Genomic DNA, 14489 nt, shown 5'->3' on the forward strand with positions numbered 1-14489 from the left:
GACAAGTCATGGTGATTTTGCGGACTCTCTGCGTGGCGGCTGTCACTGCGCTTCTGACTCCCAGCACAGCGGCCGCCCTGGCGAACTCGGAAGTGCTGGAGCTACAGGTCGGCGAAACCCGTGTTCTTTCCCACCCCGGTGTGAAGCGCGTGGCGATCGGCAACGGGCAGGTACTAAGCGCCATTGCCGCCGAGGGCCGCGACGTGGTGATCTTCGCGCGCGCGGAAGGAATGTCGTCGGTGCACGTCTGGACCGCCGCCGGCCGCGCGGCTGCGTACGAGCTGCGCGTGGTGCCTGCGGGGGCGCCACGCTTGCGCGCGGAGGTCGACTCGCTGCTTTCTCGCATTCCCGGGGCGCGCAGCACGCACGTGGGCGGCCGTATCGTGATCGAAGGGGATGACTTGTCCGACGACGACCGAGCGCGCATTGCCGCCCTGGCTGAACGCTATCCCGCCATCCTGGATTTCACCGGACAGGTGGGATGGGACCGCATGGTGCTTCTTGATGTTCAGGTCGTGGAAATCCCCACCTCGCGGATGCGAGAGTTCGGTGTGCGCTGGGACGGTGTTTCGCAGGGCGGCTTGAATGCCGGTGTCGCCTGGGACGCCGGCTCCAGAGGACGCATGAGGCGTCCGGGCGAACCAGTGATCGAGACGCCGGGGCCCATGTCGACCGCGGCCGGATACTTCGGGGTCAACGCCTTGCTGTCCGCGCGTATCGCCGCGCTGGCCCAAAGCGGCGAGGCCGTCATGTTGGCTCAGCCGCAATTGCTGGCGCGCAGCGGCGCCAGCGCCACTTTCCTGGCTGGTGGCGAGGTCCCCTACACATCGACGGACTCGCGTGGCAACCCTACCACCTTGTTCAAACCGTATGGGGTGTCCCTGAACATCACGCCGCGCATCGACCGCAACGGCGTGATCCGTTCATTGATTGAAGTCGAGGCAAGTTCCGTGGACAGCTCGATTAGCGTCGCAGGAGGACCGGCGTTGCGCACGCGGCGGGCGTCTACCGAATTCAATGTCAGGTCAGGCAACACGCTGGTTATTGGCGGCTTCTTGTCGCGCGAGCAGGGGCAAGAGTCCACCGGACTGCCGTGGTTGAAGAACATTCCCATTCTGGGGGCGCTGTTTTCGTCCCGACGATTCCAGCAGCGCGAAACGGAACTGGCCATATTCGTGACGCCAAAAATCGTGTCGCAAAGCGAGCCGGCCCTGATGGACCGCGTGCAGCGGGGGCGGGGCGTTATTGACGCCGCGTTCCCGGACCCGCCCCGCCTGGGAACGGCGGCTCCGGTCGCTAGCCAGGGATGGGATCCCTATTCCGGCGCGGGCTCCCAGTGGGCCGCGAATGATGAACCTGCGCAGCCGCCAGATCAGCCCTGAAGCCATGCTAGACATCGAAATGACCTATGAAGATGCCGGCGTTCGCCGCCTGGCCACCACCGCGCCGGTACTGATCGGGCGAGGTGCCCAGTGCGGCCTTCGTATCGTCAATTGGCGAGTGGGGCGGCAGCATGCCCGACTGCTGCGCGAGGACGGCCATATCGTCCTGGAGGATCTGGGTACGCTTGCCGGCACCATCGTCAATGGTGCTCGTGTCGTGCGGCATGCGCCGGTGCTGCCGGACGACGCCATCCTGATTGGACCGTGCCGCCTCAGGGTGCGCTTGGCAACCCCTGACGCAGCCGCGCTGCCGGATCCGTCCGCCAGTGCCTCGGCGCATTGCCACGCCCCGCCCGGCGGTGATGCAACCGCCCATTTGCCGCCGGCCGCAATCTCCCGGTTAACCCCGTCCCCGTCCCCGTCCCCATTGCCATTGCCATCGAGCCTGCCGTCGCCCGCTCCATTGACCGCATCAAACGCATCAAACGCATCAACCCGAGCGACTACGGCAACGCAACAGGAGCCAACGCCCCCACCTCGACTTCAACCTCAACTTCAGCCACAGCAGGTGCAGGCGCGCCGCCGCCTGCATGCGGCGCTGTTGGACGCGCTGGACCTGCGCAGGCGCGATGTGGCAGGCATGAGCGATGGCACGTTGCGCGCCGAGGCCGAGCGCCTGCTGACGCGGATCGTGGCGTCGGACACCGATCTGCCGCCGGACGCCGACAGGCAGGCCCTGTGCGCCGAGGTGCTGGACGAGGCTGTGGGCCTAGGTCCCCTGGAACCGCTGCTGGCCGCGCCCGATATCACCGAGATCATGGTCAACCGCTATGACGAAATCTATGTTGAACGCGCTGGGCGTCTATGGCGGCATCCGGCCGCGTTCACCAGCGAACAGTCGGTCCGTTGGGTGATCGAACGTATCGTCACGCCGCTGGGCCGCCGCATCGACGAAAGCTCACCGATGGTGGATGCACGCTTGCCGGATGGCTCGCGCGTGCACGCCATCATCCCGCCCGTCGCGATGAAGGGCGCAAGCCTGACCATCCGCAAGTTTCCGCAGCGTCGGCCTCAGATGGCGGATTTGATTGCGGCGGCGTCATTAAGCGGTCCCATGGCCCGGTTCCTTGCGCTATGCGTCAGGATGCGCAAGAACGTCGTCGTGTCCGGCGGAACGGGGTCCGGAAAAACGACATTGCTGAACATCCTGTCCGACGAAATCCCTGAAGGTGAGCGGGTCGTCACCATTGAAGACGCGGCCGAACTGCGGCTGAATCACGATCATCTGGTTGCGCTGGAAGCGCGTCCCGCCAACCAAGAGGGCAGGGGGCATATCGCGATTCGCGAATTGGTTCGCAACGCGCTGCGCATGCGGCCCGACAGAATCGTCGTAGGCGAATGCCGAGGGGCCGAGGCGTTCGACATGCTGACGGCCATGAACACCGGGCATGAGGGCTCTTTGACCACGCTGCACGCCAATTCCCCCCGGGATGCACTGGCGCGGCTGGAATCGATGATCCTGATGGCTGGCCTGGATTTGCCTCTGTCGGTGGTGCGCGAACAGATAGCCGCCAGTGTGGACGTGATAGTGCAGCAGGCAAGAATGGCAAACGGCCGGCGAGTGGTGACATCCATTGTTGAAGTCGCGGGCATGGAAAGCGGTCGCATACAGATCCAGCAGCTATTTCGGTTTGATCGTGCAGCCGGCTTCAGCGGATGCGGAGCCTTGCCCGGCTTCATGCAGGATTGGGCCGACGAGGGTGTGTCGCTGGAACCGGCATGGTTCTCCGAGGCCGCCTCCATACCCGGGCCGGTGGATGCCCATGGCGTATGGGGGGCATCATGATCTGGTTGGCGGCTGGGGCGGCGATGTGCTGCGCAGCGATGCTGGCTTGGCATGCGCAGGCCTGGTTTGCGCCGGCGTTGCGCCGCTATCGGGCGCTTTATACACAGGACGCCGGCGTGCGCTTGAGCGAGGTCTTTCTGTTCATTGACCCGGCGCAGTTATGGGCCGCCGCCATGGCGTTTGCGGCAATGTCCGCGGCGCTGGTCTTTTCATTGACGGGCAGCGGCATTTTGGCTGCCTTGTTCGCGGGCGTGGCCTCCAGGGCTCCCCGCATGACGGTTGGCCTGTTGCGGCGAAGACGGGCACGACGTTTCGAACAGCAGTTGCCCATGGCTTTGTTGATGCTGGCGGCGGCACTGCGCGCGGGCGTCGCGTTGACGACGGCGTTGCGCCATGTCGTCGAGCAAAGCGGCGCACCCCTGGCGCAGGAATTCGGGTTGATGCTGCGGGAGCAGCGCCTGGGCGTGCCCAGGGACGTCGCGCTGGAAAACCTCCAAGCGCGGATGCCGGGGGATTCCACTGCATTGGTGGTGGCGGCAATGCGTATCGCTGCGCAAACCGGCGGGAACCTGGCAGAAGCATTGGACAGCATCGCGCAAACCCTGCGGGCTCGCCTGCAGCTACAGGCGAAATTGCTCGCCTTGACCTCTCAAGGGCGCTTGCAGGCGTGGATCGTCGGCGCGTTGCCCGTGCTGTTGCTGGCTGTGCTGGACCGCCTGGAGCCCGATGTGATGGCCGTGTTGTGGCACACGCCGATGGGTTGGGGCGTCCTCGCGATATTGACCGTGCTGGAAACGGCCGGGGTGCTGTTGATCCGGCGCATCGTCCGAATCGAACTCTGACAGGGGGGAACCATGTTGCTGACTTTGAGCATGATGATGGCCGCAGCGGCCGTGGGCTGGTTGACTTGGTCCGCATTGCGTCCGTTGCTGGGCGGCAACCGATTGGTATTGGCCGGGCTGCCATGGTGGTGGCGGGTGGCTTGGCCGTGGGTGTCGGCCGTGGCGCCCCTTGTGGGGCCGCTTTGTTCGTGGCGTCTGCGTGCCCGCCTGGCCCGTGCAGTCGAACTGGCCGGGCTGTCTGCCGAGGTTGGCTACGCGCACGTCGCGGCGTTGGGCGTCAGTGCGGCGTTGCTTGCAGGCGGTGTGTGCGCAGCCCTGACGACGGCCTTTGACGCCTTCTTTCAAAGCGGGTGGCTGTGGTCGATAGCGGCGGCCATGGTGGCCGGCGTGGCGCCACGCCTGTGGTTGCATGGGCTGAGCGACGCGCGGCGCCGCAGCATTGAACGCGACTTGCCCTTTGTGTTCGACATGATGACGCTATGCGTGGAAGCGGGCCTTAGCGTGCAGGGGGCGCTGCAAGTTGCGGCGCAAAGTGGGCCGAAGGGCGCGCTGCGCGATGCCCTGTCAGAAGCACTGTCGGAAATGCGGGCGGGCGTGACGCGCGCCGTGGCGATCAAAGCGCTGGCCGACCGCAGCAATAGCCCGATCGCCCGGACGTGGGCTGCGGCGCTGGCTCAAGCCGAGACGCTGGGCATCAGCCTCGGCCCCGTTCTGCGTGCGCAGGCGGCGCAGTGCCGTGGTGACCGGCATGTGCGGGCCGAACAGCAAGCGATGCAGGCGCCGGTAAAAATGCTGTTGCCCTTGATTGGCTGCATCTTCCCGTGCACCTTCATTGTGCTGGCCTTTCCGATCGCGGTTCAGCTGCTTCAGAGCATTCCATGAACCGGAACAGCCAAAGCCAAAGCCAAAACCAAAGCCCCTTGCCGGTGGCCCGGCTGCGATTCCTGCGCGTGCTTGACTGGAAAGGGCGGATGCGCGGACTGCTCGGGCGTCGACCGCCCGGCAGTCGGTCCGGTGTGATGCTGATGCCTTGTGCCGCCGTGCATACCTTTGGCATGCGCTACGCCATCGACGTGGCGTTTGTGTCGCGCGATTTAAGCGTGATAGCGGTGCGCAGGGCGTTGCCGCCATGCCGCATCGCCCTATGCCTGGGCGCTATTGCCGTTGTCGAGATGCGTGCTGGCGTTATTGATGCCAAACACGGAGGTATAGGCAGGATAGAAGCTGCAATACAACGCGCCGCCTGCGGCGATGTTGAACGGAATCTGCAACGTGCCGGCAAACTGCGGCGACAACCCCATGTAGACCAACAAGCCCGCGCACAGGTCGATGAAAAGAAACACCAAGGCCCACGTGGCGCCATACACCAGAAATGGCCACTTATTACGCCAGCACGCGATGCCAGAGAAGAACAGGGCTTGCACCAGCCGCAGGCCGTGCCAGGCGACCAGAACGGGTGCATGCCAGAACAACGCGGCAATCACCACATAAATGATGGCGAAGATGGTCAGCGGCACGCGCATGGCCATCAGGATCGGGTCCAGGGAACGTTCGACCGATGCAATCCGATAAGCTTCCGCCATCGAATCCATGAACGGCATAAACGTCAGCAAACCGGCCGCCATGCTCAAACCGGCGTACAGCAGGCCCATGACGAAAAGCTTTCTGAACACGCCCGGTTGCTTCAGCGGCTTGCCCCACATCGACGGCAACATGACGCGGTCGGCTTCGACGTGCTTGCACGCGGACAACGTCATGAGGGTGATGATGGGCATGAACGCCACGACCAGGATGGGGCCGACGGGCGGTGTCGCGCTGGCGAAAACGACCAGCAGGCTGATGAACATGGCCCAGGTGAACATGGCCAGGGGTTGCTTGCGGAACAGGCGGAAGCCGTCTCGAACCCATTGCCAGCCGGATGTCGCGGGTAGGAATGCTGCTTGCATGGCTCTCTAAAGGAGGGATAGCTCTCAAAAAGGGACGCGCTAGCCCCATTATGGGGGGCGTTACGGTTACGGCAATATTGGCAAGCCCGGGCGGTGGCGCGCCTGCAACACTCTTTCAAAGTGTCGGGGGTCATGCGGCTTAAGCGTTTGGGCCGGGCGGGGCAGATAAAAGTCGTAGAGGCGCGACACCCAGAACCGCAACGCGGCGGCGCGCAGCATCAGCGGCCATACCTGGCGTTCGGCGTCGGTGAAGGGGCGCACGGCGGCATAGGCCGACAGCCAGGCTTGCACCAGTTCGGGGACGAACTCGCCCGTGTCACGTTCGATACACCAATCGTTGACGCTGACGGCCACGTCGAACAGCCAGGTATCGCAGCCAGCGAAATAGAAATCGATGATGCCGCCCATGAGCGGATCTTCGAAGGTGCCCGCGAACAGGACGTTGTCGCGGAAAAGGTCGCAATGGGCCGGGCCGGTTTGCAGGGCTTGCCAGGCGGGCGTGGCCACCGCGGCCTGCTGGGCAGCCAATTCAGCAGTCAGCAGCTCGGCTTGCGCGGGCGCCAGGAACGGCATCACCTTGGGGGCCGTATCCAGCCACCAGTTCAAGCCACGCAAGTTGGGTTGGTGTATTGGAAAGTCCTGCGCCGCCAGATGGGCGCGCGCCAGGGTCGCGCCGGCAAGGGCGCAGTGCGCGGCGCCGGGAGCCGGCTCGTACCCGCCGGGCAGGCGCGACACGATGGCGCAGGGCTTGCCGTGCAGCGTCGTCAGGCGGGTGCCGTCGCGCAGGTTCTGCGGCCGAGGCACCGGGATGCCGCGTTCCGCCAAGTGATACATCAATTCGATATAGAACGGCAGTTGGGCGTGGGTCAACACTTCGAACAACGTCAGCACATATTCGCCGCGGGTCGTATACAAGAAGTAGTTGGTGTTCTCGATACCCGCCGTAATCCCTCGAAGCGAGACGAACTCGCCCAGATCGAATTGCGCCAGCAGGGCGCGCGCGTCGTCGTCGGATACGGGAGTAAATACGGCCATTGATATGCAGGGAATAGGGGTTAACGGACGCTGGGACAAGCCCGTGCGGCGGCGGCGGCGCAATTTTAGACCACATAGCGTCCGGCCGTTCGGAAGCGCCGGGCACTGTCTGGCAGGGCGTCCCGGACATAATGCCGCGAAGCCCGTAAAATACCGCATCCCCTTGTTTTGTAGAGTGATTCTTGGACTCCCCCGACTGGCGGCTGTGCGTCGCCCCGATGATTGACGTGACCGACCGCCATTGCCGTTTCTTCCACCGGCTGCTGGCCCCCCGCGCGCGCTTGTATACGGAAATGATCACCACGGGCGCGCTGCAGCACGGCAACATCCCGCGCCACCTGGACTTTGACGAAGCCGAGCACCCCGTTGCGTTGCAGCTGGGCGGCAGCGAGCCCGATGCACTAGCCCAATCGGCCAAGCTGGGCCGTCAATGGGGGTACGACGAGATCAATCTCAATTGCGGCTGTCCATCGGAGCGCGTGCAGAAAGGCGCTTTTGGGGCATGCCTGATGGCGGAACCCGACCTGGTCGCCGATTGCATCAAAGCCATGCAGGACGCGGTCGACATTCCTGTCACCGTTAAACACCGCCTGGGTCTGGATTACGAAAATTCCTACGACTTTGTCCGAGATTTCGTCGGCAAGATTTACGACACCGGCTGTCGCGTTTTCATCGCACACGCCCGCAATGCCGTGTTGAAGGGCCTGACGCCCAAGGACAACCGCGAAATCCCGCCTCTGCGCTACGACGTCGTCAAGCAGCTGAAGCGGGATTTTCCCGATTGCACCTTCGTGTTGAATGGTGGCTTGGCGGATGCGGACCAGTCGGTGCAGGCGGCTGGCGAATTCGATGGCGTGATGCTGGGCCGCGCGGCCTGGCACACGCCGCGCGTGCTGTCCGAGGTGTCGCTGCGCTTGTGGCCGTCGGTACGCTTGCCCAGTGACGCGCAAGTCGTCGACGCCATGACGGAATACGCCGCCCGCCAGGTGGCCCAGGGCGTGCCATTGCGGGTGATGACCCGGCCGATGCTGGGCTTGGTGAACGGCCAGTCGGGCGCGCGTCGCTGGCGCCGGATGTTGTCCGACCCGGCCCTGCTTTCGGCTAACAACCCGGAACTGATCTACGACGCATGGCGCAGCCAGCGGCAGGCGCCTGACGTGCGCGGCGCCGCATTGGAAGCGGCGCCGGCAGGGGTGTAGCGTGGCGTCGGGGTGGCGGCTAGCGCTGCCTGAACCCCAGCCTGACCGAACTAATCAGAACAATCAGGACTTTGCCGGTTCGGCAGTTTCAGCCGGCCAGTCGCGGATATAGGCCTTCAGCATGTTGTTTTCGAACTGCTGCGCCGCGACGATCGCCTGCGCCATGTCGTAGAACGAAATCACGCCCATCAGGGTCGGGCCGTCCATGACCGGGATGTACCGCGCATGCTTTTCCAGCATCAGGCGCTGGACTTCATCGGCGCTGGTATTGGGCGAAACGCTGACCGGCGCGTCGTCCATGATCGACCGAATCGTGGTTTCGCCGGCCCCGCCGTGCGCGTGCATGTGGCGGATGATCTCGCGGAACGTGAGCATGCCGGTCAGGGTGCCGAATTCCATGATGACAAGCGAGCCAATATCCTGCTCGCTCATGGTTTGCACAGCCTGGGACACAGGCATGTCGGGCGACGCCGTATAGAGCGTATCGCCCTTGACGCGCAAAATCTCACTGACCTTCAACATCGGTTCCTCCCGGGCGGACTGCGCCCTGATGCTTTGCTATTTCTTGTTCGCTTCCAATTGCAGTAAGGGAGCGATTCCATTTTCGGTATTCTGCGCTTCTCCGCACAGTTCTTCCAGCGTGGGTGTATTTTGCTGTGAAATAACGGCCGAAGCGACTCGCAGAATTTCCGGGTCGTTACGGACCCTGGGCTGGCTGCGGTCCAGCAGGAAATTATCGACCACCGGCGCCATCGACGTTTCGCGGGCATCGCAGGTCAGCACCCAGTGGTCGTCGGGGCTGCGGGTGGCCAGGCCCATTGCGCTTAGCGTTTCCAGCACCTCGTTCAGTTCGTCCTGATGCAGCCGCAACTGGGACGCCAGCACATTGGCGGGCAGGCCGGGCGGGTTGGCGGATTGCACACGGCGCAACGCGCGCAGCGCATCCAGGGCGTCGACGAATTGTGCGCCCGGGTAGCGGTTGATTTCCCAGCGGCCCAGCCGGATCAGCGGGGCGCTTGAGGCCAGGGTGGCGCCCAGCAAGACGGCCAGCCACGACAGGTAAATCCACAACAGGAAGATGGGCAGCGTCGCGAACGCGCCGTAAATGACCGTGTAGGTGGGGAACCGCGTCAGGTAGTAGGCAAAACCCGACTTCATGATTTCCAGCGCAACCGCCGTCACCCCGCCGCCCACCAACGCGTCGCGCCACAGCACGTCGCGGTTCGGCACGACGACAAATAGCGCCGCAAAGCCCAGCCCGGTCAGGACAAGCGGGATAAAAGAAACGATGACGCTGACGACTTCCGGCACGTCCCGGACCAGCCCCAGCGATTCGCGCGCCACGAACGAGGTCGCCCACAGGCTGGCGCCTGCCAGGACGGGGCCCAGCGTGATGATGGCCCAATACACCAGCGCCCGCTGCGGCAAGGGCCGCTGGCGGGACACATGCCAGATGTCGTTAAAAGCCTGGTCGATCGTCATGATCAACAGCAGGGAAGTCACCAGCAGGAATGCGCCGCCGATCGCCGTCAGGCGGGACGCCTGGCGTGCGAACTGGTTCAGGTATTCCATGATGTTGTCCGAGACGGACGGGGGCATCAAGCTGTTGGTCAGGAAGTCTTCCAGGGCGACACGGAACTCCTGGAACACCGGAAAGGCGGTGAACAGGGAAAGCACCACTGCCAGCATGGGCACGATGGCCAGCACCGTCGTGAAGGTGAGGCTGGAGGCAACCTGCAGCAGCTTTTCTTCGCCGGCGCGTTGCAACGTGAACCGGAAGACGCGTCCGGCCCTTGCTACCCATGAAGAGCGCGCGGTCGAGGGTTCGGGGGCCACCGGCGTAGCGGCGCCGGGCTCGGCGGGGCGATTCATCAGGCGATAATAGCAGCATGAATCCCGAACTCAACCCCCGTCTACGCCTGCTGGCCTCGGCGTCATTGTTCGCTTTGATCGTCTTGTGCATTACCTGGGAAACGGTGGTGGCGCCGCTGCGGCCGGGCGGGTCCTGGATGCTGCTGAAGGCGTTGCCGCTGGCCTTTCCGTTGCGCGGCATTTTGCGCGGCAACCTCTATACCTATCAGTGGGCGTCCATGTTGTCGCTGCTATATCTGATGGAAGGCGTGGTGCGGGCGATGTCGGATCCGGCGCCGCTTTCCGTCCTGATGGCCTGGGGCGAAATCGTTCTTTCGGCTATCTTTTTCCTTAGCGCCATTTTCTATGTGCGGCCCGCCAAGCGCGCCGCCAGGAGCCAACGCGCATGAATGCCAGATCTCTTTCCGAACTTCAAGCGGTCAACAGCTTTGCCGCGTTGCCCGCTGCTTTCTACACCCGGCTGGCGCCGCAAGGCCTGAATAATCCGCGCCTGTTGCACGCCAATGCGGACGCTGCGGCGTTGATCGGCCTGAACCCGGCCGCGTTGGATACGCCGGAATTCCTCGAAGTGTTCTCCGGCCGCGCACCCTTGCCGGGCGGCGACACCTTGGCGGCGGTCTACAGCGGCCATCAGTTTGGCGTGTGGGCCGGCCAACTGGGCGATGGCCGTGCCCATTTGCTGGGCGAAGTCCAAGGGCCGGATGGCGGCTGGGAATTGCAGTTGAAAGGCGCCGGGATGACGCCGTACTCGCGTATGGGCGACGGCCGCGCCGTGTTGCGATCCTCGGTACGCGAATACCTGGCCAGCGAAGCCATGCATGGGTTGGGCATCCCCACCACGCGGGTCTTGGCGTTGGTGACATCTGACGACCCGGTCATGCGGGAAACCGTCGAGACGGCCGCGATCGTGACCCGGATGTCCCCCAGCTTCGTGCGATTCGGCTCGTTTGAACATTGGTCGTCACGCCGCCAGCCCGAACTGCTCAAGACGCTGGCCGATTATGTGATCGACCGCTTTTACCCTGAATGCCGCGAAGCGCCGGCCGATCCGGCCCAGGCCCAGATTGCCCCTTATCTGAATCTGCTGCGCTCCGTCACGCACCGCACCGCGCGGCTGATGGCGGATTGGCAGGCCGTGGGCTTTTGCCATGGCGTGATGAACACCGACAACATGTCCATTCTGGGTTTGACCCTGGATTACGGCCCCTATGGGTTCATGGACGGTTTCCGGCTGGGGCACGTCTGCAACCATTCCGACTCGGAAGGGCGTTATTCGTGGAATCGTCAGCCGTCGGTGGCCCTGTGGAACCTGTATCGCCTGGGCGGAAGCCTGCACGCGCTGGTGCAAGACGTCGAGCCGCTACGGGCGGTGCTGGACGAATTCGAGGCGGTGTTCACGCGCGCTTTCCATGACCGCATGGGCGCCAAACTGGGGCTGGCCGCTTGGCAGCCGGCCGACGAGCCGCTGCTGGACGACCTGCTTAAACTGATGGACGCGAATCAAGCGGACTTCACTTTGTCGTGGCGCCGATTGGCGGATGCGGTGCTGGGTCAGCGCAGCGGGTTCGAAGACCTGTTCATCGACCGTCCCGCTGCCGGCGCATGGCTGGATCGTCTGTTGGCGCGCCACGCACAAGAGGGCCGCCCCGCGCAAGAAGTGGCCGACGGCATGAACCGCGTGAACCCGCTATATGTTTTACGAAATCACCTGGCTGAAGAAGCGATCCGGGCTGCCAAGACGGGCGACGCCAGCGAAATCGACACATTGATGAGGCTGCTGCGCGACCCGTACACGGCGCAGGCCGGGTACGAACGTTACGCCGGGTTGCCCCCGGATTGGGCCGGAAGTTTGGAAGTCAGCTGCTCGTCTTGACGCGCGGATTATCCCGAATCGCGCAAAGGTGGGCGGTGGCGGGGGCGTTTTCCCGCGATTTACGCGAAAAAGCGATGATAGAGAGCGAAATATCACGCTTTTTTTCTCTGCAATCATTCGTTTCCATTGTAAATCTCGTAAGATTGTCGCCTGCGGGACACTCAGGATCGCATACCGCATCCATGGGGCATTTGTCGACAATTTTCAATATAAAGCACTCTGAATATGCCTGGCGCAGATGGTTTGCTATGTATCGGTCTGCTCGAGGATGACGCTGACTTCCGCGAGGAATTGGCGTTAGGCTTGGGCGGCTATGGTTTTCGGGTAGCGTTTGCTTGTGACAATGCTGCGGCGTTCTATCGCCGATTGCAGGAACAGCCGTGCGACATTGTCATCCTGGACGCGCATCTTCCTGGCGAAGACGGCTTTTCGGTCGCGACCCGTTTACGAGCCTTGAGCCCCGTGGGCATTGTCATGCTGACCGGCCGCAGCGCGCTTGAAGACCGCGTGCGCGGGCTGGAAGGCGGCGCCGACGTCTACATGACCAAGCCGGTCGACCTGCTGGAACTCAGTTCCGTGATTCGCAGCCTGGCGCGCCGGATGCGGCTGGCCAAGGCCCCGCGTCCCGCCGATGCTGAAACCCGCGCCTCTGCCGACAGCACCTGGTCCCTGCAAGACGGGGGCTGGATCCTGGTGGCCCCGGACGGCGCCTCGCTGCACCTTAGCGCCCAAGAACGGACGTTTCTGATGGCGCTGATGGACGCGGCAGGTAATGCCGTCAGCCGTCAGGTGCTAGCAGAACTGTTTTTGCCCGAAAGCCCGGGCGGTTTCGAATTGCGCCGTATTGACGTATTGGTCAGCCGCCTGCGCGCCAAGGCGCAAAGCGCGGGCCTGAAGTTGCCGGTGTTGTCGGTGCGCGGTCAGGGTTACGTTTTCGCCGCCTGATCCGCGCCCGGTTCTCCGGGGGCATTGACGGGCAGGGTGATTACAAAGCGCGTCCCCACGCCCACCTTGCTGTGCAGGGTCAACGAGCCGCCCTGGTTCTGACAAATGCGCCGGGCCAGATATAGCCCGATGCCCATGCCTTGCGTTTCCCGATGCGCGGAACGCCGAAAATGCGGTTCGAACACGCGCGGCTGGTCCTGTTCTTCGATGCCCGGCCCGCGATCCACCACCGCCAGCCACGCCATCGGCGCATTCCCTTCACGTATCTGACCCACCTCAATCCGGACCGGCTCGTTGGCCGGTGAATACTTGATCGCATTGTGAATCAGGTTGCGCACGACCACGCTGGTCAGCGGGCGGTCGCAGAACACCGGCAAGCGGTCATCGGCGTCCAGCAGCAACGCGTGCGCGGTGTCCGGCCGCATCGCTGTCACCACATCGCGTGCCAACTCCGCCAGATCCGTGTGCTCGCCTCTGGGCGTCCAGGCCTGATCGCCCAGGCGGTCCTGGTTCAGCAGCTGGTCCATCAATTCCGTCATCCGCGAAACGGACCGATGGATGCGAGCCAGGCGCGTGTCGACCGCTTCACCGCTGTCGGACAGGATCATGTCCAGCGATTGCGCGGCCGCGCTGATGGTGGCCAACGGCGCGCGCAGCTCGTGCGAAATCAACGCGTTCATCTGGCGTTGCGTGTCCAGCGCGCCGGCCAGTTCTGCCACGCGCAGTTCGCCCTGGGCAACATGTTCGGCATCCGCGTGGTCCTGACCCGCCCGGCGGTCGCCGGCGCTTCCGTGACGTTGGCCGATCAGCGCCAAGCCGAGCAGGGCGCCGGTCACCAACAACAGCCGCGCCACTTCAATCAGCGAACCGGACGTGTCTGCACCGTTCGATAGCCAGGCCTCGCCGCCCAGCATCCACGCGGTCGTGGCATGAATACACGCCAGGGTCAGCGCCAGCGGGCGGCCTTTTTTTTGCGTTGCGGCCTGGACGGCGAACCAGATGGCTAGGCCCGCGCTGATGCCGGCTCCCAGTCCCGCGATCAGGGTTGGAATCAGCCCATCCTCGGTCTCGTAGACGAATATCAGCGCCAATGCGGCCACGCCGGCCAGCGCCATGCTCAAGGCACGGCATGCGGACGCGATGGTTGCGGACCGGGCCACGCCGGCACCTGCCACCAGCGGCGCCGTCACGGCCAGCAACGCGGCATAAGAGCCGGCTTGCAGGGCGCCCGGCGGCAGCAATGTGGGCAAGGTGCGAAACACGCCTTCCAGTGTCACGAAGGCCAGGCCGGCGCCGTAAATCGACGCGCGGGCGCACGCCCACACCAGCGCGCACGCCAGGCCGCACGCAATGGCGACGCCCGCCGTCAGGCCAAGCTGTAGTCCTGCAATCGGGGGAGAGACACCGTAGGCCCGCGCGACCGCCGGCAAGAAGAATGCACACGCCAGCAATAGCCCCAGTGGCGACAACAGGGCTTGCGATCCTGTCGCGGCGCGGCGTTCACCTCGTGCGCCGAAAAGGCCGTGGATGCGAAGAAACAATCCTTCCT

The 14489-nt window shown here is 64.1% G+C and carries 13 protein-coding genes and 1 pseudogene; 9 read left to right on the forward strand and 5 right to left on the reverse strand.

Annotated features, from left to right (window positions below; all coding sequences use genetic code 11):
• Positions 1 to 8 precede the first annotated feature (8 nt).
• The 5 genes and pseudogenes from AC6LJY_RS24150 to AC6LJY_RS24170 all read left to right on the forward strand — a co-directional run.
• Positions 9 to 1382: a type II and III secretion system protein family protein gene (locus AC6LJY_RS24150; RefSeq protein WP_498136929.1), complete on the forward strand. Its 1374-nt coding sequence runs from the start codon at positions 9 to 11 to the stop codon at positions 1380 to 1382.
• Positions 1383 to 1401: 19 nt separating this feature from the next.
• On the forward strand, positions 1402 to 3228 hold the full coding sequence (locus AC6LJY_RS24155; protein ID WP_498136938.1) for a TadA family conjugal transfer-associated ATPase: 1827 nt from the start codon (positions 1402 to 1404) through the stop codon (positions 3226 to 3228).
• Entirely contained in the window at positions 3225 to 4070 is an 846-nt protein-coding gene (locus AC6LJY_RS24160) for a type II secretion system F family protein (protein WP_498136930.1), read from the forward strand. Before AC6LJY_RS24155 ends, AC6LJY_RS24160 begins: the two co-directional genes overlap by 4 nt.
• A 12-nt stretch (positions 4071 to 4082) precedes the next feature.
• Positions 4083 to 4952 (forward strand): type II secretion system F family protein, encoded by an 870-nt coding sequence (locus AC6LJY_RS24165; protein ID WP_498136931.1) that lies wholly within the window; start codon positions 4083 to 4085, stop codon positions 4950 to 4952.
• 143 nt (positions 4953 to 5095) lie between these two features.
• A pseudogene (locus tag AC6LJY_RS24170) lies at positions 5096 to 5206 on the forward strand (DUF192 domain-containing protein); the annotation flags it as partial.
• Positions 5207 to 5212: 6 nt separating this feature from the next.
• On the opposite strand, the gene AC6LJY_RS24175 reads toward AC6LJY_RS24170, so the two are convergent.
• Positions 5213 to 6016 (reverse strand): BPSS1780 family membrane protein, encoded by an 804-nt coding sequence (locus tag AC6LJY_RS24175; protein ID WP_046803619.1) that lies wholly within the window; start codon positions 6014 to 6016, stop codon positions 5213 to 5215.
• Between the two features lie 66 nt (positions 6017 to 6082).
• A complete protein-coding gene (locus AC6LJY_RS24180) occupies positions 6083 to 7051 on the reverse strand; it encodes a homoserine kinase (RefSeq protein ID WP_046803618.1) in 969 nt (322 codons plus the stop codon).
• A gap of 182 nt (positions 7052 to 7233) precedes the next feature.
• On the opposite strand from AC6LJY_RS24180, the gene dusA reads away from it, so the two are divergent.
• Complete coding sequence (dusA, locus tag AC6LJY_RS24185) at positions 7234 to 8250, forward strand: tRNA dihydrouridine(20/20a) synthase DusA (protein WP_120154657.1); 1017 nt, start codon at positions 7234 to 7236, stop codon at positions 8248 to 8250.
• Between the two features lie 63 nt (positions 8251 to 8313).
• On the opposite strand, the gene AC6LJY_RS24190 is transcribed toward dusA, so the two are convergent.
• Both AC6LJY_RS24190 and AC6LJY_RS24195 read right to left on the reverse strand, forming a co-directional pair.
• Entirely contained in the window at positions 8314 to 8772 is a 459-nt protein-coding gene (locus AC6LJY_RS24190) for a CBS domain-containing protein (protein WP_006218678.1), read from the reverse strand.
• 36 nt (positions 8773 to 8808) lie between these two features.
• Entirely contained in the window at positions 8809 to 10122 is a 1314-nt protein-coding gene (locus AC6LJY_RS24195) for a YihY family inner membrane protein (RefSeq protein ID WP_046803561.1), read from the reverse strand.
• Positions 10123 to 10139: 17 nt separating this feature from the next.
• Here AC6LJY_RS24195 and AC6LJY_RS24200 point away from each other — a divergent pair, with 17 nt between their 5' ends.
• The 3 genes from AC6LJY_RS24200 (at position 10140) to AC6LJY_RS24210 (ending at position 12940) form a co-directional block, all read left to right on the forward strand.
• The gene (locus tag AC6LJY_RS24200) at positions 10140 to 10511 is read left to right on the forward strand and encodes a DUF2069 domain-containing protein (RefSeq protein WP_046803560.1); all 372 of its coding nucleotides are present in this window, start codon (positions 10140 to 10142) and stop codon (positions 10509 to 10511) included.
• A complete protein-coding gene (locus AC6LJY_RS24205; RefSeq protein WP_498136932.1) occupies positions 10508 to 11995 on the forward strand; it encodes a protein adenylyltransferase SelO in 1488 nt (495 codons plus the stop codon). The genes AC6LJY_RS24200 and AC6LJY_RS24205 overlap by 4 nt, the downstream gene beginning before the upstream one ends.
• A gap of 225 nt (positions 11996 to 12220) precedes the next feature.
• Positions 12221 to 12940 carry a response regulator transcription factor gene (locus tag AC6LJY_RS24210; RefSeq protein ID WP_006218682.1) on the forward strand — a complete coding sequence of 240 codons (720 nt, stop codon included), beginning with the start codon at positions 12221 to 12223 and terminating at the stop codon, positions 12938 to 12940.
• On the opposite strand, the gene AC6LJY_RS24215 is transcribed toward AC6LJY_RS24210, so the two are convergent.
• A complete protein-coding gene (locus tag AC6LJY_RS24215) occupies positions 12922 to 14481 on the reverse strand; it encodes an ATP-binding protein (RefSeq protein ID WP_314360404.1) in 1560 nt (519 codons plus the stop codon). The two genes, AC6LJY_RS24210 and AC6LJY_RS24215, sit on opposite strands and share 19 nt — an antisense overlap.
• Positions 14482 to 14489: the final 8 nt, after the last annotated feature.

The sequence above is a fragment of the Achromobacter sp. RT286_PF genome, from assembly GCF_059760425.1.